The sequence below is a fragment of the Mycobacterium sp. NGS35 genome (assembly GCF_059812855.1).
This window is the reverse complement of record NZ_JCALDL010000007.1, coordinates 177,483-201,660: the sequence shown is the minus strand read 5'-3', so window position 1 is coordinate 201,660 and position 24,178 is coordinate 177,483. Positions and strand designations below refer to the sequence as shown.

23 protein-coding genes are annotated in these 24,178 nt (G+C 67.4%); 13 read left to right on the top strand and 10 right to left on the bottom strand.

Annotation, left to right across the window (positions count from 1 at the left end; translation table 11 throughout):
• The first annotated feature begins 37 nt into the window (after nucleotides 1-37).
• Entirely contained in the window at nucleotides 38-1,099 is a 1,062-nt protein-coding gene (locus AC5Y4C_RS14035; RefSeq protein ID WP_499963672.1) for a TIGR03857 family LLM class F420-dependent oxidoreductase, read from the top strand.
• Here AC5Y4C_RS14035 and AC5Y4C_RS14030 read toward each other — a convergent pair.
• Nucleotides 1,096-2,490, bottom strand: coding sequence for a WS/DGAT/MGAT family O-acyltransferase (locus AC5Y4C_RS14030; protein ID WP_499909588.1), 1,395 nt, complete (start codon nucleotides 2,488-2,490; stop codon nucleotides 1,096-1,098). The two genes, AC5Y4C_RS14035 and AC5Y4C_RS14030, sit on opposite strands and share 4 nt — an antisense overlap.
• Nucleotides 2,491-2,561: 71 nt before the next feature.
• Here AC5Y4C_RS14030 and AC5Y4C_RS14025 point away from each other — a divergent pair, with 71 nt between their 5' ends.
• Nucleotides 2,562-3,647: an alpha/beta fold hydrolase gene (locus AC5Y4C_RS14025; protein WP_499963670.1), complete on the top strand. Its 1,086-nt coding sequence runs from the start codon at nucleotides 2,562-2,564 to the stop codon at nucleotides 3,645-3,647.
• Here the strand turns inward: AC5Y4C_RS14025 and AC5Y4C_RS14020 are convergent.
• Nucleotides 3,637-5,127 carry an acyl-CoA carboxylase subunit beta gene (locus AC5Y4C_RS14020; RefSeq protein ID WP_499963668.1) on the bottom strand — a complete coding sequence of 497 codons (1,491 nt, stop codon included), beginning with the start codon at nucleotides 5,125-5,127 and terminating at the stop codon, nucleotides 3,637-3,639. The two genes, AC5Y4C_RS14025 and AC5Y4C_RS14020, sit on opposite strands and share 11 nt — an antisense overlap.
• Before the next feature lie 63 nt (nucleotides 5,128-5,190).
• Between AC5Y4C_RS14020 and AC5Y4C_RS14015 the strand changes: the two genes are divergently transcribed.
• The 3 genes from AC5Y4C_RS14015 (at nucleotide 5,191) to AC5Y4C_RS14005 (ending at nucleotide 7,562) form a co-directional block, all read left to right on the top strand.
• Nucleotides 5,191-6,243, top strand: coding sequence for an LLM class F420-dependent oxidoreductase (locus tag AC5Y4C_RS14015; RefSeq protein WP_499963666.1), 1,053 nt, complete (start codon nucleotides 5,191-5,193; stop codon nucleotides 6,241-6,243).
• Nucleotides 6,236-7,054 (top strand): enoyl-CoA hydratase/isomerase family protein, encoded by an 819-nt coding sequence (locus tag AC5Y4C_RS14010; RefSeq protein ID WP_499963664.1) that lies wholly within the window; start codon nucleotides 6,236-6,238, stop codon nucleotides 7,052-7,054. The genes AC5Y4C_RS14015 and AC5Y4C_RS14010 overlap by 8 nt, the downstream gene beginning before the upstream one ends.
• Nucleotides 7,055-7,151: 97 nt before the next feature.
• Nucleotides 7,152-7,562, top strand: coding sequence for a hypothetical protein (locus AC5Y4C_RS14005; protein WP_499963662.1), 411 nt, complete (start codon nucleotides 7,152-7,154; stop codon nucleotides 7,560-7,562).
• A 68-nt stretch (nucleotides 7,563-7,630) separates the two neighbouring features.
• Here the strand turns inward: AC5Y4C_RS14005 and coaA are convergent, their stop codons facing one another.
• Nucleotides 7,631-8,566 (bottom strand): type I pantothenate kinase, encoded by a 936-nt coding sequence (coaA, locus tag AC5Y4C_RS14000; RefSeq protein ID WP_499909598.1) that lies wholly within the window; start codon nucleotides 8,564-8,566, stop codon nucleotides 7,631-7,633.
• Nucleotides 8,567-8,624: 58 nt separating this feature from the next.
• Here coaA and AC5Y4C_RS13995 point away from each other — a divergent pair, with 58 nt between their 5' ends.
• From AC5Y4C_RS13995 to AC5Y4C_RS13975, 5 genes are all read left to right on the top strand, one after another.
• Nucleotides 8,625-9,821 (top strand): DUF885 domain-containing protein, encoded by a 1,197-nt coding sequence (locus tag AC5Y4C_RS13995; RefSeq protein ID WP_499963660.1) that lies wholly within the window; start codon nucleotides 8,625-8,627, stop codon nucleotides 9,819-9,821.
• A gap of 48 nt (nucleotides 9,822-9,869) precedes the next feature.
• On the top strand, nucleotides 9,870-11,318 hold the full coding sequence (locus AC5Y4C_RS13990) for a glycine hydroxymethyltransferase (protein WP_499909600.1): 1,449 nt from the start codon (nucleotides 9,870-9,872) through the stop codon (nucleotides 11,316-11,318).
• A 69-nt stretch (nucleotides 11,319-11,387) separates the two neighbouring features.
• Nucleotides 11,388-12,212 (top strand): acyl-ACP desaturase, encoded by an 825-nt coding sequence (locus AC5Y4C_RS13985; RefSeq protein WP_499963658.1) that lies wholly within the window; start codon nucleotides 11,388-11,390, stop codon nucleotides 12,210-12,212.
• Between the two features lie 187 nt (nucleotides 12,213-12,399).
• Nucleotides 12,400-13,698, top strand: coding sequence for an RNA 5'-3' helicase PhoH2 (phoH2, locus tag AC5Y4C_RS13980; RefSeq protein WP_499909850.1), 1,299 nt, complete (start codon nucleotides 12,400-12,402; stop codon nucleotides 13,696-13,698).
• 74 nt (nucleotides 13,699-13,772) lie between these two features.
• Nucleotides 13,773-14,609, top strand: a complete 837-nt coding sequence (locus AC5Y4C_RS13975) for a polysaccharide deacetylase family protein (protein ID WP_499947979.1) — start codon at nucleotides 13,773-13,775, stop codon at nucleotides 14,607-14,609.
• A 45-nt stretch (nucleotides 14,610-14,654) separates the two neighbouring features.
• Here AC5Y4C_RS13975 and AC5Y4C_RS13970 read toward each other — a convergent pair whose 3' ends face one another.
• Nucleotides 14,655-16,076, bottom strand: coding sequence for a class II fumarate hydratase (locus AC5Y4C_RS13970; RefSeq protein WP_499909604.1), 1,422 nt, complete (start codon nucleotides 16,074-16,076; stop codon nucleotides 14,655-14,657).
• Between the two features lie 22 nt (nucleotides 16,077-16,098).
• A complete protein-coding gene (gene glpX / locus AC5Y4C_RS13965) occupies nucleotides 16,099-17,130 on the bottom strand; it encodes a class II fructose-bisphosphatase (protein WP_499909606.1) in 1,032 nt (343 codons plus the stop codon).
• A 53-nt stretch (nucleotides 17,131-17,183) separates the two neighbouring features.
• Between glpX and AC5Y4C_RS13960 the strand changes: the two genes are divergently transcribed.
• Nucleotides 17,184-17,825 carry a DUF4245 domain-containing protein gene (locus tag AC5Y4C_RS13960; RefSeq protein ID WP_499963656.1) on the top strand — a complete coding sequence of 214 codons (642 nt, stop codon included), beginning with the start codon at nucleotides 17,184-17,186 and terminating at the stop codon, nucleotides 17,823-17,825.
• A gap of 7 nt (nucleotides 17,826-17,832) precedes the next feature.
• Nucleotides 17,833-18,636: a dienelactone hydrolase family protein gene (locus AC5Y4C_RS13955; protein WP_499909611.1), complete on the top strand. Its 804-nt coding sequence runs from the start codon at nucleotides 17,833-17,835 to the stop codon at nucleotides 18,634-18,636.
• Here AC5Y4C_RS13955 and AC5Y4C_RS13950 read toward each other — a convergent pair.
• The 5 genes from AC5Y4C_RS13950 to AC5Y4C_RS13930 form a co-directional block, all read right to left on the bottom strand.
• The gene (locus AC5Y4C_RS13950) at nucleotides 18,611-19,747 is read right to left on the bottom strand and encodes an AI-2E family transporter (protein WP_499963654.1); all 1,137 of its coding nucleotides are present in this window, start codon (nucleotides 19,745-19,747) and stop codon (nucleotides 18,611-18,613) included. The two genes, AC5Y4C_RS13955 and AC5Y4C_RS13950, sit on opposite strands and share 26 nt — an antisense overlap.
• A 136-nt stretch (nucleotides 19,748-19,883) precedes the next feature.
• Nucleotides 19,884-20,969, bottom strand: a complete 1,086-nt coding sequence (locus AC5Y4C_RS13945) for a 3-beta-hydroxysteroid dehydrogenase (RefSeq protein WP_499963652.1) — start codon at nucleotides 20,967-20,969, stop codon at nucleotides 19,884-19,886.
• A gap of 58 nt (nucleotides 20,970-21,027) precedes the next feature.
• Nucleotides 21,028-21,270: an exodeoxyribonuclease VII small subunit gene (locus AC5Y4C_RS13940; RefSeq protein ID WP_499963650.1), complete on the bottom strand. Its 243-nt coding sequence runs from the start codon at nucleotides 21,268-21,270 to the stop codon at nucleotides 21,028-21,030.
• On the bottom strand, nucleotides 21,267-22,508 hold the full coding sequence (xseA, locus tag AC5Y4C_RS13935; protein ID WP_499963648.1) for an exodeoxyribonuclease VII large subunit: 1,242 nt from the start codon (nucleotides 22,506-22,508) through the stop codon (nucleotides 21,267-21,269). Before xseA ends, AC5Y4C_RS13940 begins: the two co-directional genes overlap by 4 nt.
• A complete protein-coding gene (locus AC5Y4C_RS13930) occupies nucleotides 22,505-23,071 on the bottom strand; it encodes a lipid droplet-associated protein (protein WP_499963646.1) in 567 nt (188 codons plus the stop codon). The genes xseA and AC5Y4C_RS13930 overlap by 4 nt, the downstream gene beginning before the upstream one ends.
• 87 nt (nucleotides 23,072-23,158) lie before the next feature.
• Between AC5Y4C_RS13930 and AC5Y4C_RS13925 the strand changes: the two genes are divergently transcribed.
• Entirely contained in the window at nucleotides 23,159-24,160 is a 1,002-nt protein-coding gene (locus AC5Y4C_RS13925; protein WP_499909621.1) for a 4-hydroxy-3-methylbut-2-enyl diphosphate reductase, read from the top strand.
• Nucleotides 24,161-24,178 lie beyond the last annotated feature (18 nt).

Genomic DNA, 24,178 nt, shown 5'->3' with positions numbered 1-24,178 from the left:
ACCCGCGGCTGCACGTCGGCGCGCCGGAGGTTTTCGCATGACGCAACTGGACACCGCGAGTGCTCCCGTCCTCGACGAGCTCGGCTACTACCTGCTGGCCGGCGCCGGCGGGGAAGGGCCTGCGACGTTGACAGAGGAGGCCAGCCGCGGCGAACAGCTGGGGTTCGGCACGGCGTTCATCTCCGAGCGCTGGAACGTCAAGGAGGCGTCGTCGCTTGTGGGCGCGGCGTGTGCAGTCACCAGCCGGATGCAAATCGCCACGGCCGCAACCAATCACAACACGCGCCATCCGCTGATCACCGGATCGTGGGCCACCACCATGCACCGCCTCTCCGGTGGCCGGTTCACGCTCGGCATCGGCCGGGGCATCGCCGCCATCTACGGGGCATTCGGCATTCCCACGGTCACCACAGCGCAGATGGAGGACTTCGCCAACGTGATGCGCCGGCTGTGGCATGGGGAGGTGATCTTCAATCACGACGGGCCGATGGGCAAGTATCCGATCTTGTTTCTCGATCCCGATTTCCACGAGGACATCCGGCTGGCCATCGTCGCGTTCGGACCGGCCACGTTGGCGTTGGGTGGTCGGGCTTTCGACGACGTCATCCTGCACACGTACTTCACGCCGGAAACGCTGCAACGGTGCGTCAAGACCGTCAAGGACGCCGCCGAGAAGGCCGGTCGCGATCCGGCCAGCGTGCGGGTGTGGTCCTGTTTGGCGACCGTCGGTGATCACCTTCCCGAGGAGTTGCGGCTGAAGAAGACCGTCGCCCGGCTGGCCACGTACCTGCAGGGCTACGGCGATCTTCTGGTGAAGACCAACGGCTGGGATCCTGGTGTGCTGCAACAGTTTCGGCAGGATCCCGTGGTGACGTCGATCGCCGGCGGAATCGACCACAAGGCCACCCCGGAACAGATCGAGCACATCGCGGCGCTGATCCCCGACGAATGGCTGCAGGTGTCGGCCACCGGGTCGGCGCAGCAGTGCGTCGAGCGGGTGCGCAAGGAATTCGACTACGGCGCCGACTGCGTGATCATGCACGGCGCCACACCCGACGAATTGGCCCCGATCGTCGAGGCGTACCGCCAGCCGGCCTAGCGCCGGCTGGCCAGACCCGCCCCGACTTCGAGGTCTTTCAGCGCCGGCTCGATGGCGTCGGCCATGTCGTCGATGTCGCGGGCGATCTCCGGGGTGGTGACGAATCCGAAGTCCATTGCGCCGCGGTACGAGAAGCAGGTGATGTTGAGGCCGATGTCGAGAACGAGCGGTCCGACCGGCATCAGCCGCTCCAGCATTGCCCCGGACAAGTAAAGCGGAAAGTCCGGTCCGGGGACGTTGGAGATCACGACGTTCACCGGCGCCAAGGACCGACCGATTCCGCTCGCGGTGTACGCGCGCGCGGCCAGCGACAGCAGCCCGGGCGGCGTCGTCTCTGTCAGGCCCATGATCTGATGTGCGGTCAACGCCTTCGCCATCTCTTTGGCGCCCTGGGAATTGGCGTAGATGGCCCTGATCCGTTCGGCGGGGTCGGCGATATCGGTGGCGAGCGAGATCGTCATCGTGCTGACCTGGTTGCCGATGTCGTTGTTCCCATCGGGACGGGTGGACACCGGAATTTGGGTCACCAGCGACTTGTCGGGGAGCTCGCCGCGGTCGTCGAGGTAGCGGCGCATCGCACCCGACACCAAAGCGAGCACTACGTCGTTGACCTTCACGCCGTAGGCGTCCTTGACCGCCTTCACCCGATCCAGGGGCACGCTGGCCCCGGTGACGCGCCGGTGCGGTGAGATCGGCGCGTTGAATCGTGTTGTCGGAGCGTCGAAGTAGCGCGGCGGCCTGTTCGCGATACCCCGAACGGCCAGCTGCTGGCGCACGGTCTGCTCCACCAGGCGCGCGATGCGGTAGGGGGTCTTGACGCCGACGTTGACCAGGCCGCCCAGGGCGCGCATCTCCGGCCGGGGCATTCGCACCCCGACCAGTGACCGGTCCACGTCGAGCGCGGGTGGGCGCGGCTCGGGCGTGACGTCCAGCAAGATCTCGCTGAGCCCCGCGCCCGACACCCCGTCGATCACGGCGTGATGCATCTTGGTGACGATCGCGGCGCGGCCGTTTTCGAGGCCTTCGATGAACCACAGCTCCCACAGCGGCTTCGAGCGGTCGAGCTTGTAGGACATCAATCGGCCCACGAGTTCGTTGAACTCCCGCCGCCCGCCGGGCGAGGGGACCGCAATGTGGCGGATGTGGAAGTCGATGTCGAGATCGTGGTCTTCGACGAACCACGGGCGGTCCAGACCGAGCGGCGCGCCGGCCACCCGCCAACGCAGCTGGGGGAGTTCGGGCAGCCGCGCGGCGATCAGCTTGCGCACCGACTCGAAGCTGAAATCCGGTGCGTCGGAGGGGTCGCAGATCGCCGAAGCCCCCACATGCATGTGCCAGGACGGGGATTCGGCGAACCAGAACGCTGCATCTGCACTCGACAACCGGTTCATGCTGTGACCTTACGCAGCTTCTGCCCGATCAGGTGGCCGGTCGGCGCATCAGCGCGTAATAGATTGCACTGATGGATGTGGCCTCGATCGTCAGGGAAGTCAGCGGCGTGGTGCCGCGTGCGATCGCCGGGCTGGACACCTCCGACTGGTCGCCCTCGCCGCGCGGTCTTCGGCAGTTGGCGGAGGTGGTGCTGGATCAGGCGGCGCTGACCGGCATGTCACTGCTCAGCGGACTCCCGGAGCCGCCGCTTCGGTCGAACGGATACAGCGCTGTGGCACACGAGCTTTCGTCGCTCGACGTCGCCGCGGCACACGGCGAGCCGCCACCATTGCGGGCGAGCGCAGTGCGCCGACAGAGGATCGGGCGGCTGTCGTACGAGAAAATGACCTTCGAGCACGAACCGGTGCTGCCGTCGTCGCTGCACGCAGAAGGTCTCGGCGAACCGGCGACCGCGGGCATGTATTTGTGCCGCCACACCGACGGTCCGCGACCGTGGGTGGTCTGGGTGCACGGCGCCGGCCAGGGCCAGCCCGTCGACCTGTTCTTCTCCCGCGCCGGGCGTCTGCACCAGCAGGGGTTCAACGTCGCATTGCCGGTGCAGCCTGGACATGGATTTCGCCGGACTGCCGCCCCGGCCTACCCCGCAAGGGAGGCGCTGGCCAATGTCGCCGGCATGATGCGGGCGGTATCGGAGGTCCGCGCGATCGTGCGATGGCTCAGACCGCAGGCCACATCGATTGCGGTGTCCGGTGTTTCGATGGGTAGCCCGGTGGCTGCGTTGGTGTCGCAGCTAGAGCCGCTCGACGCGGTAGCGGTGTACACGCCGATTCTGGGACTCAACGCGATGATCGCGCATCACCTGGCCCGCGGCGGCCCGTCGAGCGAGCGCTTCCGCCCGCTGCTGCAGTCCGACGAAGCTCGAGCGCTGGCAGCCGTGGTCGACCCCTTGGCCGTCGAACCCACGCCGCCACCGCACCGGCGGCTCGTGGTCGGCGCCTGGAACGACCAGATGGCGCTGCGCGAACCAGCGATCGCACTACACCAGCGGTGGCGAGGACGGCTCTACTGGTACGACGGCAGCCACGTGGGACACATCTTCTCTCGCCGAATTCAGGCGGTTACCGAGAAGTTTCTCGCCGAGGCGCTCACGGCGTAATCACCGTGCGGCTCACTGGTTCTGCGGCGGCCTGGCGGCTGTAGATCGCCCGCTGCAGGGCGGTGAGCAGCGCGTTGCGGGTTTCGCGCGGGTCGATGAGCTCGTCGAAACCCATGTGCGTTGCCGACCGGTACGACGCCTGCAGCTCGGCCTCCCGCAGCGCCGCCGCGACGTCTTGCTCTGCGTGCGACGCCCGGCTCAGCGCAGCGGCGCTCATCGCACCCATCGTGGCGCCCGGGTACGCGAACGTGGCCAGCTGATCGTCGAAACCGAGCAGCGACATCACCATCGACCCGAACCCGTACGCCTTACGCAACGTCACGTGCAGCTTCAATGTGGTGGCTGCCGTTTGCGCGGCGAACATCCTTGCGCCGCTTCTTAATACGCCGCTGCGCTCGGATTGGCTGCCCGGCAGCATCCCCGGGTTGTCGGCGAGGAAGACGATCGGCAGGTGGAATGAATCGGCTACGGTGATGAAATGCGCGGCCTTGTCGGCGGCGTCGGCGTCGATCGACCCGGCGAGCACCTTGGGCTGATTGGCCACCACCGCGACCGGGTGTCCGCCCAGATGCGCGAGTGCGCAGATGATCGCCCGTCCGAAAAGCGGTTGCACCTCGAACCAGTCCGAGCGGTCGAACACGACGTCGAGCACGTCGCGGATGTCATAGACCCGGCGGTTGTCGCGGGACACGATCTCGAGCAGCTCTGGCGTTTCCCGCGGCCCGCTGGTGTCACCGGCTTGCGACGGTGGATACGACCACGCGCTCGACGGGAAGTACGACAGGTAGCGGCGGATGCCGTCGAGCACCGCCGCGTCGTCGTCGGCGACGTTGTGGATGACGCCACTGGCCAGCGCGACGTTCGGTCCGCCCAGTTCCTCTTTCGAAATGTCCTCTCCCGTCGACTCTTTCACCACTGGCGGGCCGGCGGTGAAGATCGCGCCCTGGCGGCTCATGATCGTGAAGTCGCACACCGGGGCCACCAGCGCGCCGTGCCCGGCCGACGCGCCGAGCACCGCCGCGACCGTCGGCACCTTGCCCGAGCACTTCGCCTGGGCCAGCAGATCGGTGGGTGAGCGCCCGTAGTGGCCGCCGGGCCGAAAGCCGGCGCCTTCCAGAAGCATGACGAGCGGAATCTTGTTGCGCAGCGCCAATTCGGCGAGCCGGTAGCGCTTCGAATTGCTGCCCGGCGCGATGGTGCCGGCCAACGTGGTGAAGTCCTCTGCGCCGATCATCACCGGCCGTCCGTCGATACAGCCGGAACCGGCGACGATTCCGTCGGCTGCGACGTCGCCGCCGACGAGCGTGCCGAATTCGGCGAAACTGCCCTTGTCGAGCAGATGGTCCACCCTGGCCCGGGCGTCGAGCTTGCCTTGGCTGCGGTGCTTGGCCAGCCGCTCCTCACCGCCCATCGCCCGCGCATGCCGACGGCGGCGGTCGAGGTCGTCGAGCGTCTCCTGCCAGCCGTGCGCGTTCGTCATGCCTCTCCTTCGCCGCATCGGGCACTGGCGCCGCGTTGTACCGAATGGCTTACTGTATCTCGCATGACTGCCGGGACCGCGCCGCGCCTGAAGATCGACCGCGGCCTCCCCAGCGAACTCGACCGGGTGCCCGCCGCGGCGTCGGAGACAGAACGGCAAGGCTACGACGGGTGCTGGTCGGCGGAGATCAACCACGACCCGTTCCTGCCGCTGGCGCTGGCTGCCGAGCACACATCTCGCGTGGAGCTGGGTACCAGCATCGCAGTGGCATTCGCGCGCAACCCGATGACCGTCGCGAACATCGGCTGGGATCTTCAGGCCTATTCGCACGGCAGGTTCATCCTCGGGCTGGGCTCACAGATCAAGCCGCACATCGAAAAGCGCTTCAGCATGCCGTGGAGCCGGCCGGTGTCGCGCATGCGGGAATTCATCGTCGCCCTGCGGGCCATCTGGTCCAGCTGGCGAGACGGCACACCGCTGCGGTTCGAAGGCGACTTCTACACCCACAAGCTGATGACGCCGATGTTCGTGCCGGAGCCGATGGCCGACGCATTCCCCAAGGTGTTCGTCGCGGCGGTCGGCGAGGCGATGACCGAGATGTGCGGGGAGGTCGCCGACGGCATGATCGGGCACGCGTTCACCACCAAGCGCTACCTCGACGAGGTGACGATCCCGACGCTGCTGCGCGGCATCGAACGCTCCGGACGCAGCCGCAGAGACGTCGAATTGATGTCCCCGGTGTTCGTCGTCACCGGTGAATCAAACGCCGACATCGCCGCCGCTGCGGCCGCGACGCGAAAGCAGATCGCGTTCTACGGGTCCACTCCGGCCTACCGCAAAGTACTCGACCTGCACCGCTGGGGTGAGCTGCACGACGAGCTGCACCGGCTGTCGCTTCGTGGCGAGTGGGACGCGATGGGATCGCTGATCGACGACGACGTCCTCGGCGCGTTCGCCGTGGTCGCGCCGATCGACGCGCTCGCGGCCGAACTGCGCAGCCGCTGCGACGGGGTGATCGACCGCGTGCTGATCAGCCTGCCGAAGACCATCCCCGAGGCGAAAGCCGTCGAGGTCCTCAGCGAATTACGCACACCCACAAGGAGTTTGCATGGCTGACAGCGCTCCGCGCCCGCCCGAGGGCGACTGGCTGGGAACACCGTTCCTGTCGTTTCGGCGGGAGGGGCCGTTCGCGGTCGTCACGATCGACCGCCCCGAGGCCCGCAACGCGCTGACCCCGGCGATGTACTTCGGCATCCGCTACGCGGTGGGGCGGGTCAACGCAGACCCCGATCTGGCCGGGCTGCTGATCACCGGCACCGGCGACGTGTTCGCCCCGGGCGGCGACATGGGCGGCGGCGGCGCCGACGATTGGATCACGTTCGGTGCGGCGCTGCAGATGGACATCACCCCGTTCGACTCGCTGCGCACGTCGGTCAAGCCCGTGGTGTCTGCGGTCAACGGCCTGTGTCAGGGCGGTGGGCTGCAGATCGCGTTGTGCAGCGACGTGGCGGTGGTCAGCGAGCGGGCCACATTTCGCGTGCCGGAGTTGTTCCGTGGCTACGCCGACACCTACTACAGCCAGATGCTGGCGCGTCTGATCGGTCCCGTTCGCACCCGGGACCTGATGTTCACCGGCCGGGAGCTGACCGCACAGGAGGCGTTGGACTGGGGCATGGTCGCCCGGGTGGTGGCGCACGACAACTTGTCGACGACGGCCCGCGAGGTGCTGACGCAGTGCTGCCGCACCGCACCGGGAGCGCGCGCGGTGATCAAGTCCAGCCTGGATTCCTACCTCGGCCTCTACGACCGGATCGGGATGACCACCAGCCTGTACTCGGCGGAGGCCGTGGAGGGGGTTCGGGCGTTCAAAGAGCGTCGCTCACCGGACTGGGTGCACCCGGATCTGCGCACCGGCGGGCGTCTCTGACCCGACTGGCAGTGTTTGGCAGTGCCGGGCGTGGGCCTGGCAGTGGCTGCTGAGCAGCATCGGAGGTGTTCGACCCCACCAGCTGCAAGGAGCACCGATGACCGCCATCACCACCCGCCCACTGTCCGCCTCCACCGACGCCCTGCTGCGGTTCGCGCTGCGCGCCGACGCGACGCTCACCGGGCTGGCCGGCCTGGCCGTCGCGGCATTCGCCAACCCGCTGTCGACGATCAGCGGCCTGTCGCCCACGACCGAGTACCTGCTCGGCGCCGCCTTCGTGTTCTACGGCGTCGCGGTGTACTCGCTGGCCGCGCTGCCGTCGCTGCGCGGCGTGGGGATCGGCGTCAGCCTCGCCAACGTCGTGTGCACGCTGGCCACCCTGGCGGTCGTGCTGACCGACGCCGCGCCGCTGACCGAGGCCGGGATGGCCCTGACCCTGGCGACGAGCATCTACACCGCGTTCTTTGCCTACCTGCAATACCTCGGGGTGCGCCGTCTTCGGGCGTGACTCCTCCATAGCCGGTGCGGGGCCTCGCGGGTGGTACGTCAGCGAGCGCCCCGCGCCGGCGCTGGGCGTCAAAGCTTGCGCAGCCGCAGCCGGTTGATCGAGTGGTCGGCGTCCTTGCGCAGCACCAGCGTCGCGCGTGGGCGGGTGGGCAGAATGTTCTCGATCAGGTTCGGCCTGTTGATCGAGCGCCAGATCTCCCGAGCCGCTGCGACGGCCTGCTGGTCGTTGAGCGCGGCGTAGTGGTGAAAATGCGACGCCGGGTCGGCGAACGCGGTCGAGCGCATGGTGAGAAACCGCGAGACGTACCACTGCTCGATGTCCTCGATCCGGGCGTCGACGTAGATCGAGAAGTCGAACAGGTCCGACACCATCAGCGTGGGCCCGGTCTGCAGCACGTTGAGGCCCTCGAGAATGAGGATGTCCGGATGACGCACGGCGTGCATTTGGCCGGGAACGATGTCATAGAGCAGGTGCGAATACACGGGTGCGCAGACTTTGTCGGCGCCCGACTTGACCGCGGTGACGAACCGCAGCAGGGCTCTGCGGTCGTAGCTTTCCGGAAAACCCTTGCGGTGCATGAGGTTTCGCCGATTCAGCTCGGCGTTGGGATAGAGGAACCCGTCGGTGGTCACCAGGTCCACGCGCGGGTGGTGTTCCCAGCGAGCGAGCAGCGCCTGCAGCACGCGTGCCGTGGTGGACTTGCCGACGGCCACGCTGCCGGCCACGCCGATCACGAACGGCACCGGCCGCTCGCGCTGGCGTTGCTCACCGAGGAACTCCGCGGTCGCGGCGAACAGCCCCTGCCGCGCGGCGACCTGCAAGTGGATCAACCGGGCCAGCGGCAGGTAGACCTCGGCCACCTCGTTGAGGTCGAGCTGCTCGCCCAGGCCGCGCAGCCGGAACAGCTCCTCCTCGGTGAGCGGCAGCGGCGTCGACTTGCGAAGTTCGCGCCATTGAGCCCGGTCGAACTCGACATACGGGCTTGGCTCGCTTGGCCGCGCCATGGCCTCATCCTTGCAAGGGGCCGTCGCCGGCTCCACCGGGGCCTCTACATTGTGATCAGTGGAACCCGACGCTGACATCTTCATCCGTGAATACCTCTTGCTGGGCCTGCGGTTCGACCGGATCGAGACTGGCTACGTCGACGCCTTCACCGGCGACCCGGCGCTGCGCAGGATCGTGGACAACGAGCCGCCGCCGGAGCCGTCGCAGCTGGCGCGGCGCGCCGACGAGCTGCTGGGCCTGATCCCGGCAACTCTGCAACCCGAGCGGGCGGACTTCGTGGCCGCCCACCTGCGTGCGCTGGCCTGCGCCGGCCGCAAGTTCGCCGGCGAGCCCGTCGGCTTCGTCGACGAAGTGCGCGCCTACTTCGACGTGTCGATCGCCAAGGGCGACCCCGACCGGTACCGCGAGGCCCATGCACGGCTGGACGAAGCGCTGCGCGGCAGTGGTCCGCTCGCCGAGCGCATGCAGGCCTACCGCAGCGCCGATGAGATCCCGCCGCAGCGGCTGCGCGAGTGCATCGACGCCTTCTCCAGCGCGCTGCGCGACCGGGTCCGAGCGGTCTTTCCGCTGCCGGCCGGCGAGGTCGTCGAGTACGAAGTCGTCACCGACAAGCCGTGGTCGGGTTTCAACTACTACCTGGGTGACTATCGCTCGCGGGTCGCGGTCAACGCCGACCTCAAGCAGCAGATGGCGAATCTGCCGCGGCTGGTGGCCCACGAGTCCTATCCCGGTCACCACACCGAGCACTGCCGTAAAGAGGCCGGGCTCGTGAAGGGCCGCGGTCAGCAGGAGCAGACGATCTTTCTGGTCAACACCCCGCAGTGCCTGATGGCCGAAGGCCTCGCCGACCTGGCGCTGTACGCGGCCGTCGGCCCCGGATGGGGCACCTGGGCGGCCGACATCTACGCGGACCTGGGCCTGCGGTTCGACGGGCCGCGCGCCGAGGCGATCTCCGACGCGGCGGCCGAGTTGATCTTGGTGCGCCAGGATGCGGCGTTGATGCTGCACGACGAACACCGCGACGCCGACGACGTGGCCGCATACCTGCAGCGGTGGCTGCTGGTGGACGACGTGCGAGCGCGCCAGATGCTGCGGTTCCTCTCGTCGCCACTGTGGCGGGCCTACATCAGCACCTACGTGGAGGGATACCGACTGCTGCGCGGCTGGCTGGACGCCAGGCCGGCGGGAGTCGGCCTCGTCGAGCGGTTCACGCGGCTGCTCGACGAGCCGCTGATTCCGTCAGCGCTGCGCTGACTTGCGGACCTGCGAGGCTGTGCAGCAGCGGGCGATAGGCTGGCTGGCGTGACAGCTGACTCCGCCACCACAGCCCCCGACTACGTCGAGACCGCGACTGCGGCGTTTCGAGCCGCTCTCGAGGTGATGGAGTCCGTCGAACCCCGCATCGCCGCCGCCACCCGCAAAGAGCTTGCTGACCAACGGGATTCGCTGAAGCTGATTGCCAGTGAGAACTACGCCTCCCCGGCGGTGCTGCTGGCCATGGGCAACTGGCTGTCCGACAAGTACGCCGAAGGCACCATCGGGCACCGGTTCTATGCGGGCTGCCAGAACGTCGACACCGTGGAGTCGGTGGCCGCCGAGCACGCCCGCGAACTGTTCGGCGCGCCCTACGCCTATGTGCAACCGCACTCCGGCATCGACGCGAACCTGGTGGCCTACTGGGCGATCCTGGCCACCCGCGTCGAGGCGCCGGGCCTGGCGGACTCCGGTGCCAAGCACGTCAACGACCTGTCGGAGGCGGACTGGGAGCAGCTGCGCGCGAAGCTGGGCAATCAGCGACTGCTCGGGATGTCGCTGGATGCCGGCGGCCATCTGACCCACGGCTTCCGGCCCAACATCTCGGGCAAGATGTTTTACCAGCGCAGTTACGGTACCGATGCACAGACGGGACTGCTGGACTACGACGCCGTCGCCGCCGCGGCGCGCGAATTCAAGCCGCTGATCCTGGTCGCCGGTTACTCGGCGTATCCGCGCCGGATCGACTTCGCGAAGATGCGCGAGATCGCCGACGAGGTCGGCGCGACGCTGATGGTGGACATGGCGCACTTCGCCGGGCTGGTGGCGGGCAAGGTGTTCACCGGCGACGAGAACCCGGTGCCGCACGCGCACGTGACGACGACGACCACGCACAAGTCCCTGCGCGGGCCGCGCGGCGGCCTCGTGCTGGCTGCACCCGAGTACTCCGACGCGGTGGACAAGGGCTGCCCGATGGTGCTGGGCGGACCGCTGTCACATGTCATGGCCGCCAAAGCGATTGCGCTGGCCGAAGCCCGCCAGCCCGCGTTCGCCGACTACGCGCAGCGGGTCGCCGACAATGCCAAGGCGCTGGCCGACGGCTTCCTGCGGCGTGGCGCCCGCCTGGTCACCGGGGGCACCGACAACCACATCGTGCTGCTGGACGTCACCTCGTTCGGGCTGACCGGCCGCCAGGCGGAGTCGGCGCTGCTGGACTCCGGCGTCGTCACCAACCGCAACGCAATCCCCGCCGACCCGAACGGCGCCTGGTACACCAGCGGCATTCGCTTCGGCACCCCGGCGCTGACCACCCGCGGCTTCGGCGCCGACGAGTTCGACCGGGTCGCCGAGCTGGTGGTCGACGTGCTGACCAACACCTCCGCGCAGGGGTCGTCGAAGGCGAAGTACACGCTGGGCGACGGCACCGCCGCCCGAGTGCACGCCGCGGCGGCCGAGTTGCTGGCCGCCAATCCGCTCTATCCGGGATTGACGCTGTAGGCCAACTCGTGATACGGCGCGCGGCGCCGGAATTTTACGATTCCCACAGACTTGGGTTACTGTAACCGCATGGCACAGAAACCTGTCATGACGCCTTTCATGGCGGCGCTCGAACCCGTTGTCGGAGAGAACTATCACCGGCACATCGACACCGCCGTGCCGTGGTACGCACATGATTTCGTGCCGTTCGACCGTGGCGAGAACTTCGCGTTTCTCGGCGGACGTGACTGGGATCCGTCGCAGGCGACGCTGCCCAGGCCGATCACCGATGCGCTGGAGATTTTCCTGGTGACCAAGGACAACCTGTCCGGCTACCACCGCGAGTTCGTCGAGCACTTCATCCTCGAGGACTGGTGGGGCATGTGGATCGGCCGGTGGACCGCCGAAGAGACTCTGCACCAGATCGCGTTGCGCGAGTACCTGATCGTCACGCGGGAGATCGACCCGGTGGCCAACGAAGCGGTGCGTGTACAGCACGTGATGAAGGGCTACCGTGCCGACCACTTCAGCCGCATCGAGACGCTGGTTTTCATGGCGCTGCGTGAGCGTCAGCACGCGGTGTTCTGCCGGCGGCTGGCCGAGCGTATCGAGGACCCGACGCTGCGCGGCCTGATCGAGCGGATCGCCGGCGACGAGGAGCGTCACCTGCTGTTCTTCGAGAACCTGGTGCGCGAGTGCCTGCGGCTGGAACCCGACGAGACGGTTGGCGCGGTCGCCGCGCGGGCGGCCGAACTACAGGTCGTCGGCGCCGACATCGATGCCTACAAGGACAAGGTCGCCGCGGTCGCCGAAGCCGGCATCTACGACGAGAACCTGATGCGCCAAGGTATTGCCGAATCGATCGCGTCGTGGGGTGTGACCGACCGGGCAGAGCTCGCCGACTTCGTTCGCTGAGCGGTACGGCGGGCAGCGACTGAGCCGCACCGGCGCGCCTGCGAGGCGGTGACGCAGCGACGGGGGTAGCGTCGCCTCTGATGGCTAGCGACACGCTCTGCTATCCGGGCGGCCCCCGGCCCTACGATGCCGACCCGCGGGGCCGCGCGGGCTCCAGGAGCTCTACGTGACCGAAGCGCCATCGCCTCTGCGGACCTACGTGCTCGACACCTCGGTGCTGCTGTCCGACCCGTGGGCGACCACCCGGTTCGCCGAACACGAAGTGGTGGTTCCGTTGGTGGTGATCAGTGAGCTCGAGGCCAAGCGCCACCATCACGAGCTGGGCTGGTTCGCCCGGCAGGCGCTGCGGCTGTTCGACGATCTGCGACTGGAGTACGGCCGGCTGGATCAGCCGATTCCCGTTGGGACACAAGGCGGAACGCTGCACGTCGAACTCAACCACAGCGACCCGGCAGTGCTGCCCGCCGGTTTCCGCACCGACACCAACGACGCGCGCATCCTGACCTGTGCGGCCAACCTCGCTGCGGAGGGCAAGCGAGTCACGTTGGTGAGCAAGGATATTCCGCTTCGCGTCAAGGCCGGGGCGGTTGGCCTGCGCGCCGACGAGTACCACGCCCAGGACGTGATCGTGTCAGGCTGGACCGGCATGGCCGAACTCGACGCGTCCGCGGCCGACATCAACGCGCTGTTCGCCGATGGCGAGATCGACCTGCAGGCGGCGCGAGATCTGCCGTGCCACACCGGGATCCGGTTGCTTGGCGGTGCCTCGCACGCACTCGGGCGCGTCAATGCCGGCAAGCGGGTGCAGCTGGTGCGCGGCGACCGTGAGGTGTTCGGGTTGCGCGGCCGCTCCGCCGAGCAGCGGGTGGCGCTGGATCTTCTGCTCGACGAATCCGTGGGCATCGTGTCGCTGGGCGGCAAGGCAGGCACCGGGAAGTCGGCGCTGGCACTGTGTGCGGGTCTTGAGGCCGTGCTCGAGCGGCGTACGCATCGCAAGGTCGTGGTGTTCCGGCCCCTATACGCGGTCGGCGGCCAGGATCTGGGCTATCTCCCGGGCAGCGAGAGCGACAAGATGGGCCCTTGGGCGCAGGCGGTCTTCGACACTTTGGAAGGCCTGGCCAGTCCCGCGGTGCTCGACGAGGTGCTGTCGCGGGGAATGCTCGAAGTGCTGCCGCTGACCCACATTCGGGGCCGGTCGCTGCACGACTCGTTCGTGATCGTCGACGAGGCACAGTCATTGGAACGCAACGTGCTGCTGACTGTGCTGTCGCGGCTGGGGGCGGGCTCGCGCGTGGTGCTCACTCACGACGTCGCCCAGCGTGACAACCTGCGGGTGGGTCGCCACGACGGCGTCGCGGCCGTCATCGAAAAACTCAAGGGCCATCCGCTGTTCGCCCACATCACGCTGGTGCGCAGCGAACGGTCGCCGATCGCGGCGCTGGTCACCGAGATGCTCGAGGAGATCAGCCCCGGCGCGTTGCCGTAGCGGCGCTTCAAGCTGCGGCCGGTAAGCTGCCCCGCGTGCCGAGACGACCCGCGAGCCGCGTCAAGCCGTACTGGCTGACGCTGTGCGCAGCGGCTGGGGCAGTGGCGGTGCTGGTGATCGGCAGCGTGACCGGTCATGTGAAGCTGACCAGCGCCGACGACGTCGATTGTTCGAAGGTCAAGTGCGTGGCGCTGACATTCGACGACGGACCGAGCCCGTACACCGACCGTCTGCTGCAGATCTTGAAGGACAGCGACGCGAAGGCGACGTTCTTCCTGATCGGCAACAAGGTGGCGGCCAACCCCGCCGGCGCCAAGCGGATCGTCGACGCCGGCATGGAAGTGGGCAGCCATACCTGGGAACACCCCAACATGACGACGATCCCGCCCGACGCGATCGCCCCGCAACTGTCGAAGGCCAGCGACGCGATCGCCTCGGCGACCGGTCAGCGCCCCAAGCTCTGGCGGCCCGCCGGCGGATTGACCAACGACGCCGTCAACCAGGTGGCCGCCCAACAGGGGCTGGCGGCGATCCTGTGGGACGTGATTCCGTTCGACTGGATCAACGACTCCAACACCGCGGCAACGCGGTACATGCTGATGACGCAGATCAGGCCAGGCTCGGTGGTGTTGTTCCACGACACGTACTCGAGCACGGTCGACTTGGTGTACCAATTTCTTCCCGTGCTGAAGGCCAACGGCTACCACATGGTCACGGTGAGCCAGCTGCTGGGCCCGAGAGCGCCGGGCAGTGTCTACGGCGGACGGGAAAACGGCCCGCCCGCCAACGATCTTCACGACATCCCGGCCGCGGAGATCCCGTCGCTGCCGAATACGCCGTCGCCCAAGCCGATGCCGAACTTCCCGATCACCGACCTGCCGGACCAGAACCCGGGCGGCCCGAGCCAGTGATTTCGGTGCGCTTTCCGGCGCGCAGCGCACGTTAGCGCACCGAAATCACTCCTTGACCTTGGCCATGGCGAGGACGTCGAGACGCCTGTCCAGCTCTTCCTCGGAGAGCTTGTCGCCGATCAGCCCGCGGTCGATGACGGCTTGGCGAATCGTCTTGTGCTCCTTGAGCGCTTCCTTCGCCACGGCGGCCGCCTCTTCGTAGCCGATCGCGGAGTTCAGCGGCGTCACGATCGACGGCGACGACTCGGCCAGCGTGCGCAGCCGCTCCTCATTGGCGACGAGCCCGTCGATGCAGCGCTCTGCGAACAGCCGCGATGCGTTGGCCAGCAGCTTGAGCGACTCCAGCACATTGCGCGCCATCATCGGGATGTACACGTTCAACTCGAATGCGCCGTTCGCACCACCCCAGGCGATTGCCGCGTCGTTGCCCACCACCTGCGCGGCGACCTGCGTAACCGCTTCGGGGATAACGGGATTCACCTTGCCCGGCATGATCGAGCTGCCCGGCTGCAGATCGGGCAGCTGAATCTCAGCCAAGCCGGTCAACGGGCCTGACCCCATCCATCGGATGTCGTTCGCGATCTTCGTCAGCGACACTGCGATGGTGCGCAGCGCGCCCGAGATTTCGACGAGCCCGTCGCGTGCGGCCTGCGCCTCGAACGAGTTGACGGCCGTGCGCAATTCGGCCAAACCCGTCTGCTCCCGCAGCACTTCGACAACCTTCTCGCCGAAGCCGTCCGGCGCGTTAAGCCCGGTGCCGACGGCGGTGCCGCCGATCGCCAGTTCACCGAGCCGGGGCAGCGCGGCGCGCACCCGCTCGATGCCGGCCTCGATCTGGCGGGCATATCCGCTGAACTCTTGGCCGAGCGTCACCGGCACCGCATCCATCAGGTGCGTGCGTCCGGACTTGACCACCGTGCGCCACTGGCGCGACTTGTTCGCCAGCGACTCGTGCAGCACCTCGAGCGCTGGAATGAGTTGTCGCACAGCGGCTTCCGTGGCCGCAATGTGTGTGGCGGTGGGGAAGGTGTCGTTCGACGACTGCGACATGTTGACGTCGTCGTTGGGGTGGACGGTGACGCCGTTGCGGGCGGCGATGCTTGCGATCACCTCGTTGGTGTTCATGTTGGAGCTGGTGCCCGATCCGGTCTGGAAGACGTCGATGGGGAACTGGTCGTCGTGCTGCCCGTCGGCGATCTCGGCGGCCGCGGCGATGATCGCGTCGGCCTTCTGCGGGTCGAGCAGCCCGAGGTCCTTGTTCACCTGGGCGCATGCGCCTTTGAGCAGGCCGAGGGCGCGGATCTGAGTGCGCTCCAGGCCGCGGCCGGAGATCGGGAAGTTCTCCACCGCGCGCTGGGTCTGGGCACGCCACAGCGCATCCTTGGGTACCCGAACTTCGCCCATGGTGTCGTGCTCGATGCGGTATTCGTCGGCGTCAGTTGCCTTCTCGACGGCAGCGTCGGTCATGAAGTTCCTCACTCGTGTGTTGTTACGGCAGCGGCTGGATGGCGTTGGTGTCACCGGTGAAGTCGATCGCCGAGTATTCGTTGAGTTTCGACAGCCGGTGGTAAGCCTCGATCATTCGCACGGTGCCCGACTTGCTACGCATGACGATCGACTGCGTGGTGCAGCCGCCGCCGTAGAAGTGGACGCCCTTGAGCAGATCGCCGTCGGTGACGCCGGTGGCGCAGAAGAAGACGTTGTCACCGGACACCAGCTCGGCGGTGTCGAGCACACGGTCGAGGTCGTGGCCCTTGTCGATGGCCTTCTGGCGTTCCTCGTCGTCCTTCGGCCACAGCTTCGCCTGGATGGCGCCGCCCATGCAGCGGATCGCGGCGGCGGCGATGATGCCTTCGGGAGTGCCGCCGATGCCCGCCAGCATGTCGGTGCTGGTGTTGGGACGGCATGCCGAAATCGCACCGGCCACGTCGCCGTCGGAAATCAGCCGGCACCGCGCGCCCGCGGCACGCACATCGGCGATCAGCTGCTGATGGCGCGGCCGGTCCAGGATGCACACCGTCATATCCGAGACCGACATGTTCTTGGCTTTCGCCACCCGCCGCACGTTTTCTCCGATCGGCGCGGTGATGTCGATAACGTCGGCCGCCTCAGGCCCGACGGCGATCTTCTCCATGTAGTACACCGCCGACGGGTCGAACATCGTGCCACGCTCGGACACCGCCAACACCGAGATCGCGTTGGCCAGGCCCTTGCTCATCAGCGTGGTGCCGTCGATGGGGTCGACCGCGAAGTCCACCTCGGGACCCCAGCCGTTGCCGACGTGCTCGCCGTTGTAGAGCATGGGCGCGTTGTCCTTCTCGCCCTCTCCGATCACCACGACGCCGCGCATCGAGACCGAGTTGACCAGTTCACGCATCGCGTCGACAGCTGCACCGTCGCCGCGCTCCTTGTCGCCGCGACCCACCCAGCGGCCCGCCGCCATGGCGCCCGCCTCGGTGACCCGGACGAGCTCCAATGCCAGATTTCGGTCGGGAGCTTCTCGTCGGCGAGGTTCCGTCATGCCGCGATTGTCCCAGAAAGGGGTGGACTGACGGGAGCTGGGATACTGGCGGCGTGAGCAGTCCGCAGGGGCCGGTGCCCAGGCCATCGAAGCCCAGACTGCTCCAGGACGGCCGCGACATGTTCTGGTCGCTGGCGCCGCTGGTGGTGGCCTGCATCGTGCTCGCCGGGCTGGTCGGGATGTGTTCGTTTCAGCCGCGCGGCCCGAAGAGCGGTCCGGCACCGTCCTTCGACGCTGCCGCCGAGATGCGTGCCGACGCGGCCCAGCTCGGATTTCCGATCCGCCTGCCGCGTCTGCCCGACGGCTGGCGCGCGAATTCGGGACGCCGCGACAGCATCGACGACGGCCGCACCGACCCGGCCACCGGCCGCAAGGAGCGGGCGGTGCTCTCGACGGTCGGGTATCTGGCGCCCAGCGGCATGTACCTCAGCCTGACGCAGAGCAACGCCGACGAGCACGAGCTCGTCGAGAAGATCAGCGCTGCTCAGTCGCTGTACCCGACGGGTGCTCAGAACGTCGACGGCGTCAGTTGGGTGGTCTACGACGACCCGAAAAGCGACAAGCAGCTGTGGACCACACGCCTGGCCGGACCCGGCGGTGCGGCGCAAATCGCGATTGCAGGCGGCGCACCCGCTGACGAATTTCGTACGCTGGCCGCGGCCACGCAGTCACAACCGCCGCTCCCCGCGCGATAGGAGACCCATGACCGCACCGGAAGCTGACCTGACGGGTTGGACCGCAGCTCCGTTCACGGCCGAGGGCATCACCCATGACGTGTACCGCAAAGGGGACGGTCCCGGGGTGGTGCTGATCCCGGAGATACCCGGGCTCACCCCGCAAGTGCTGGCCCTGGGAAATCATTTGGTGGACAACGGCTTTACGGTCGCATCGCCGTCGCTGTTCGGGGAGCCGGGCCGCGCGATCAGCCTTGCTTACCTGGTACCGACGATGGCGCGGGCCTGCGTGGCGCGGGAATTCATGGCGTTCGCCACCAACGCTGAGCGGCCGGTGGCGCGCTACCTGCGGGCGCTGGCGCGCGACCTCAACGAACGCACTCCAGGCAAGGGCGTCGGCGTGATCGGGATGTGCTTCACCGGCGGCTTCGCCTTGGCGGCGGCCGTCGACGACAGCGTGCTGGCTCCCGTGCTCAGTCAGCCGTCGGTGCCGATCGCGCTCACTCCGGCGCAGCGCCGCAACCCCGGGCTCTCGGAGCGCGAGTTGCAGCGGGTGGTGCAGCGGGCCACCGACGAAGGCTTGTGCGCGATGGGGTTGCGGTTCACCGGCGACCCCGCAGTGCCGGCCGAGCGGTTCGAGACGCTCAGACAACGGCTCGGTGATGCGTTCGAGGTGATCGAGATCGACTCGTCACCGGGTAACGAGCACGGCTTCGGCCGGATGGCGCATTCGGTGCTCACGGATCAGGTTCGAGAGCGGGACGGCCACCCAGCGTACGAGGCCCGCAAGCGCGTCGTCGCATTCCTCAAGGAACGGCTGGCTGCTCAATAGCCTTGCGGCGCAACGGCCATCGACGGGTCGGCCGGTCATCGTCCACTGCGGTTTCCAGCGGAACGCCTTTGTACACGGCGAGATAGACGCTGATCGTCGTCACGATCACGATCATCAGCACAGGACCGATCACGATGCCCCAAAAGCCGAACATCGCAATGCCGGAGAACACCGCGAGCAACATCAGCGCCGGATCGAGGCGCGCAGCCCGCGGCACGAGGATCGGTCGCAGGAAGTTGTCGATGTTGGTCACCACCAGCAGGTGCCACAGCACGACGAATACGCCGCCAAAGAGGTTGCCGAACAAAGCCATTCCGATGCCGAACGGGATCGTCACGATGCCGCCACCGAGCGGGATGATCGACAGCGCGGTCAGCAGGATCGCGAAGATGAAGAATCCATCGTGAAAGCCGGCGATGTAAATCGACAACGCCCCGGCCACACCTTGGCACGCCGCGATCACGAACTGGCCTCTGACTGTTCCGCGCACCATCGCGCCCATCTTGGTCAGGTACAGGTCGGTGACCTCCTCGCCCAGGGGATTGAGTCGCCGGATCAGCGTGATCAGCCTGTCGCGCTTGGTCAGTAGCGAGACGAACACGTACAAGAAGATGATCGCCGACGTGACGGCGCCGACGACGCTGCCTGCGGCGGTCTGCAGGAAGTCGAGCAGCCATTGACCGGCGTGCTGCGAGAGCGTCGTCACCCCTTTCCGCAACGACTCCTGCGTGACGTTGACGTCGACGAACGGCAGCTTGTCCAGCAGCCTGTTGACGCCCCGCAGAATCCTGTCGCCGAGTGAGCTCAGATCGGTCGCGGCCAGCCAGTTCGCGACGCTTTTGACCATGTGCGTGATCTGGACCGTGGCGAGCAAGACGAACAGTGCCGCCGGTATGACGACCGCCAACAGCGCGGCCAACAGCGTGATCGTGGCGGATAGGCCGGTGCTGAACCGTTTGTCGAGCCGCGTGAACAACGGGGTGAACAGGTAGGCGCCGACCGCCGCGACGACGACGAGAATGAAGTAGCTCCGCAGGAAGTACGCGCCGAACGCCAGCGCGATAACGGTGACGACGGCCAGCGCTCGCTTCTGGCTCTCGGTGAAGTCCATCGGATGAACGTTAGCCAGCCGTGTCGATCATCGCGATGCCGAAGTAGCCCCGGCGCGAGCGTGCGCCGCGGTACGCACTTCTGCGGCGTGTCGGTGCGCAGACACGCACGCTCGCGGGGACGAGGGGAGGGGTGGGCTAGACCTTGGCCGGTTGCTTGCCTTGCGCTTTGATCTCGTTGTACAGCTCGATGTAGTACGGCAGGCACTCCTGCATCGCCTCTTCGGTGGTGTACAGCGGCTCGTAGCCCAGCTCGCGCCGAGCTTTCTCCACCGAGAAGTAGTTGTCGAGGTAAAGCCGTTCCACCGCAAGGGGTTCCAGCGGCGGTGCCGGCAAGTTGAACTTGAAATGCAGCTGCTGCCACACCGTCATGACGAAGTGCACCAGGCGGCCGGAGATGCGAAACCGTGGCCAGTGCTCACCGCAGGCCTCGACGACCGGGCGGGCGAACTCGAACATGTTCACCGGATCGTCGTCGTTGATGAAGTACGCCTGACCGGGCGCGGTCCCGCCCGGAACCAGGTGCTGCGCCGCAAGGATGAAGCCGTGCACCAGGTTCGCGATGTACGAATTGTCAAGGCGCGCTTTCTTACTGCCGATCAGGACTTTGACCTGGCCGGTGACGACGCGCTCGAACACCTTGCGGAACATCGTCTGGTCGCCGCGGCCCCAGATACCGCTCGGCCGGATGGAACACGTCAGCAGCCCGGCGACGCCGTTCTGCGACAGCACGAACTTCTCGGCTTCCACTTTGGTCTCGGTGTAGAGGTCGGCGAATCGATCCGTGTACGGCAAAGTTTCGTCGCCGCCGGAGATCGCCTTACCGCCGATGACGACGCTGTTGCTCGCGGTGTACACGAAGCGCTTCACCCCGGCTTTCTGCGCCGCATGCACAAGGTTCTTGGTGCCCTCGACGTTCACGGCGAAGCTGCGGCGCCGGTACTCCTCGGTGACCGACTTCCCGCCCATCAGTTCGATCAGCGCCGCCGTGTGAAAGATCGTGTCCACGCCTTCTACCGCGGCGGCCACCGCGTCGGGGTCGCAGATGTCACCGACCACCGTCTCGAGGCCGGAACGGCCGCTAAGCGGCGACGGCACGCGGTCGAACGCGCGTACCTGGTACCCGCGGTCGAGCAGTGTGGCTACCAGATTGCAGCCGACGAACCCGGAGCCGCCGGTGACCAGCACCTTGCCCAGATCGGTCGTCAGTGAAGCGTCAGCCATGTCGGAAGCATAACTGAAACCTGTTCCAATTTCGAGAACTAGTTGCAAAAGAAACTAGTTAGCCAGCGCCATCGCCGTCGCGCCCGGCCAGCGCATCCTCTACTCTCTTGCGGGCTCCGGCTAAGTGTTCCTCACAGCGTTTGGCCAGCTCTTCGCCTCTTTCCCAGAGCTTCAGCGACGTATCCAGATCGAGTCCGCCCTGCTCCAGCACGCGGACTACTTCCATCAACTCGTCGCGGGCTTCTTCATAGCCGAGTTCACTAATGGGTCTAGGCTCGGGGGCCGGCGAGGGGTCTGTCATGACTGCTCTTCACCCGAACTGACGGCGCCGAATGCGCCGTCGGAAACCCGGATTCGCAGCTGCGTACCAGCCGGCGCCTGCGCGGCCGAACGCACCACCACCGGTGCAGCGCCCTCTGGGATCGCCTGTACCACCGCGTAGCCACGGGCAAGTGTCGCTGCCGGCCCCAGCGTGGCGAGGCGCGCCGACAGATGGCCGATCCGGTCGGTCTCTGCAGCGACCAAGCGCTTGATGTCGCGTCGTGCTGCGCTGCGTGCCCGTTCGATCACCTCGCTGCGGGCGGTCAGCATCTGCAGCGGTGCGGCCAGCACGGGCCGGGATCTCAGCTGATGGACCAGTCGCTCTTCTCGGCTCACCCAGTGCCGCAGCGCGCGTGCACTGCGACGGCATAGGTCGTCGAGAAGCGCCCGCTCGGCGGCCATATCCGGCACGATCCGCTTCGCCGCGTCGGTCGGCGTGGCCGCGCGCACGTCGGCGACAAGGTCGCAGATCGGGTTGTCGGGCTCGTGGCCCACCGCGCTGACTACCGGCGTGGTGCATGCCGCGATCACCCGGCACAGCGTCTCGTCGGAGAACGGCAGCAGGTCTTCGACGCTGCCACCACCCCGGGCGAGCACGATCACGTCGACGTCCGGATGCGCGTCCAGATCACGCAACGCGTCGACAATCTGCGGCACCGCGTTGGGTCCCTGAACCGCGACGTTGCGCAGTTCGAACCGCACCGCCGGCCACCGGGTCGAGGCAACGGTCATCACGTCGCGTTGGGCGGCGCTGGCCCGTCCGGTGATCAGCCCCACCGCCGTGGGCAAGAACGGAAGCGGCCGCTTCAGCCGGACGTCGAACAGCCCTTCGGCGTCCAGCAGCCGTCGCAGCCGCTCGATCCGGGCCAGCAGCTCGCCGATACCTACCGCGCGAATCTCGCTGAGCCGCAACGAAAACGAGCCGCGCCCGGTGTAGAACGTCGGCTTGCCGCAGACGACCACCTGCGTACCTTCAGCCAGCCGGACCGGTGCTGCGAGCACGAGGTCGCGCGGGCAGGTGACCGTCAGCGACATGTCCGCGGCCGGATCGCGCAGCACCATGAACACGGTCTTGGAATCGGGCCGGATGTTGATCTCGGTGAGCTGACCTTCGACCCAGACCATCCCGAGCCGGTCGATCCATTTGGCCACCCGCGTGGCGACGGCCCGCACCGGCCACGGGTGCTCCGCTGAGTTCGGCGGCGCAGGAGCGGTCACTTGGCGGACGCGCGCGTGATCCTGTTGGCCAGCAGGGTCTGGAACGGCGCCCTGGCCTTGGTGGCTTCCTCGTAGGCCAGCAGCGCGTCGAGTTCGGTGACGGACAGCGACTGCAGCCGGGCCCGAAGCTGCGCCAGCGTGAGGTCGTCATAGCCGAGTTCGACGGCGATCTCCGGCGGATCTGTGGCGGCCGGTGTCGCGTCGTCGGCGTTCGTCGTCGTCTCCGCCGGCGGCGGGTCAGCCGAGTACAGGGCGAACCGGCCTTCGGCCCGCCGGTCGCGCTCGCTGCTCAGCGGGGTGACCTGTGCGGTGTCCTCGAGGTCCTCGTCGAAGGTGGCCCACTCCGGCTGCTCGTCTTTGGGCGGAAACAGGGTGTCGAGCGTCTCGTCGCCTTTGATCACCATGTCGGCGATGTTCTGCTGAACCCGCATGAACAGATGCGCGGCCTGGCTGACCAGCGTCATCGGGTACATCAGCAGCGTGTGGGGAAACTTGCGCGTCTCCTCGACGACAGTGGCTGCGGCACCGACCAGCAGCCGAACCCCGTATGGTGCATTGGCCATGTGGTCCAGCCTGCCCTAACGCTGGCGCATGTCAAAGCTTGCCCCGGCGTTTGGCGCGCAGGTGGCGCCGGACCGTACCCTGGCTCTATGCCGCCAACCGTCAACATGGGGATTCCTGGCGCCGCCAGCGGCGTGGCGCAGCGACCCACCGGCAAGCGAGTCCTGCTCGCCGAGCCGCGTGGCTACTGCGCGGGTGTGGACCGCGCCGTCGAAACCGTCGAGCGGGCGCTGGAGAAGCACGGGGCGCCGGTGTATGTGCGCCATGAGATCGTGCACAACCGACACGTCGTCGACACGCTGGCGAAGGCGGGCGCGGTGTTCGTCAAGGAGACCGACGAGGTGCCCGAGGGCGCCATCGTGGTGTTCTCCGCCCACGGCGTCGCGCCGACGGTGCACCAGTCGGCCGCCGAGCGCAATCTTCAGGTGATCGACGCCACCTGCCCGCTGGTCACCAAGGTGCACAACGAGGCCAAGCGGTTCGCCCGCGACGACTACGACATCTTGCTGATCGGCCACGAAGGCCACGAGGAAGTGGTAGGAACCGCCGGTGAGGCGCCCGAGCATGTGCAGTTGGTCGACGGCCCCGACGCCGTCGACGACGTGACCGTACGCGACGAGAACAAGGTCGTGTGGCTGTCACAGACCACACTGTCGGTCGACGAGACGATGGAAACCGTGCAGCGGCTTCGCGAGCGTTTCCCCAAGCTGCAGGACCCGCCCAGCGACGACATCTGCTACGCCACCCAGAACCGCCAGGTCGCCGTCAAGGCGATGGCCCCGGAGTGTGAGTTGGTGATCGTCGTCGGGTCGCGCAACTCGTCCAACTCGGTGCGGCTGGTCGAGGTGGCGCTGGGCGCCGGGGCGGCTGCCGCGTATCTGGTCGATTACGCCGACGACATCGATCCGGCCTGGCTCGACGGCGTCACCACGGTGGGCGTCACGTCGGGGGCTTCGGTGCCCGAGGTGCTGGTTCGCGGCGTGCTGGAGCGGCTGGCCGGCTTGGGCTACGACGTGGTGCAGCCGGTGACCACTGCCAACGAGACGCTGGTGTTTGCGCTGCCGCGTGAAATTCGCCCGTCGCGGGCTTGATCGTCAAGCGCTGCAAGC

Coding starts and splice junctions, on each gene's coding strand:
- AC5Y4C_RS13970 (WP_499909604.1), bottom strand. CDS start 16,076: ATGACCGACGCTGCCGTCGAGAAGGCAACTGACGCCGACGAATACCGC.
- AC5Y4C_RS13945 (WP_499963652.1), bottom strand. CDS start 20,969: ATGGCTGACGCTTCACTGACGACCGATCTGGGCAAGGTGCTGGTCACC.
- AC5Y4C_RS14025 (WP_499963670.1), top strand. CDS start 2,562: ATGGATGTGGCCTCGATCGTCAGGGAAGTCAGCGGCGTGGTGCCGCGT.
- AC5Y4C_RS13985 (WP_499963658.1), top strand. CDS start 11,388: ATGGCACAGAAACCTGTCATGACGCCTTTCATGGCGGCGCTCGAACCC.
- coaA (WP_499909598.1), bottom strand. CDS start 8,566: ATGGCGCGGCCAAGCGAGCCAAGCCCGTATGTCGAGTTCGACCGGGCT.
- AC5Y4C_RS14030 (WP_499909588.1), bottom strand. CDS start 2,490: ATGAACCGGTTGTCGAGTGCAGATGCAGCGTTCTGGTTCGCCGAATCC.
- AC5Y4C_RS14005 (WP_499963662.1), top strand. CDS start 7,152: ATGACCGCCATCACCACCCGCCCACTGTCCGCCTCCACCGACGCCCTG.
- AC5Y4C_RS13925 (WP_499909621.1), top strand. CDS start 23,159: ATGCCGCCAACCGTCAACATGGGGATTCCTGGCGCCGCCAGCGGCGTG.
- glpX (WP_499909606.1), bottom strand. CDS start 17,130: ATGACGGAACCTCGCCGACGAGAAGCTCCCGACCGAAATCTGGCATTG.
- AC5Y4C_RS13930 (WP_499963646.1), bottom strand. CDS start 23,071: ATGGCCAATGCACCATACGGGGTTCGGCTGCTGGTCGGTGCCGCAGCC.
- AC5Y4C_RS13955 (WP_499909611.1), top strand. CDS start 17,833: ATGACCGCACCGGAAGCTGACCTGACGGGTTGGACCGCAGCTCCGTTC.
- AC5Y4C_RS14015 (WP_499963666.1), top strand. CDS start 5,191: ATGACTGCCGGGACCGCGCCGCGCCTGAAGATCGACCGCGGCCTCCCC.
- AC5Y4C_RS13940 (WP_499963650.1), bottom strand. CDS start 21,270: ATGACAGACCCCTCGCCGGCCCCCGAGCCTAGACCCATTAGTGAACTC.
- AC5Y4C_RS13950 (WP_499963654.1), bottom strand. CDS start 19,747: ATGGACTTCACCGAGAGCCAGAAGCGAGCGCTGGCCGTCGTCACCGTT.
- AC5Y4C_RS14010 (WP_499963664.1), top strand. CDS start 6,236: ATGGCTGACAGCGCTCCGCGCCCGCCCGAGGGCGACTGGCTGGGAACA.
- AC5Y4C_RS14035 (WP_499963672.1), top strand. CDS start 38: ATGACGCAACTGGACACCGCGAGTGCTCCCGTCCTCGACGAGCTCGGC.
- AC5Y4C_RS14020 (WP_499963668.1), bottom strand. CDS start 5,127: ATGACGAACGCGCACGGCTGGCAGGAGACGCTCGACGACCTCGACCGC.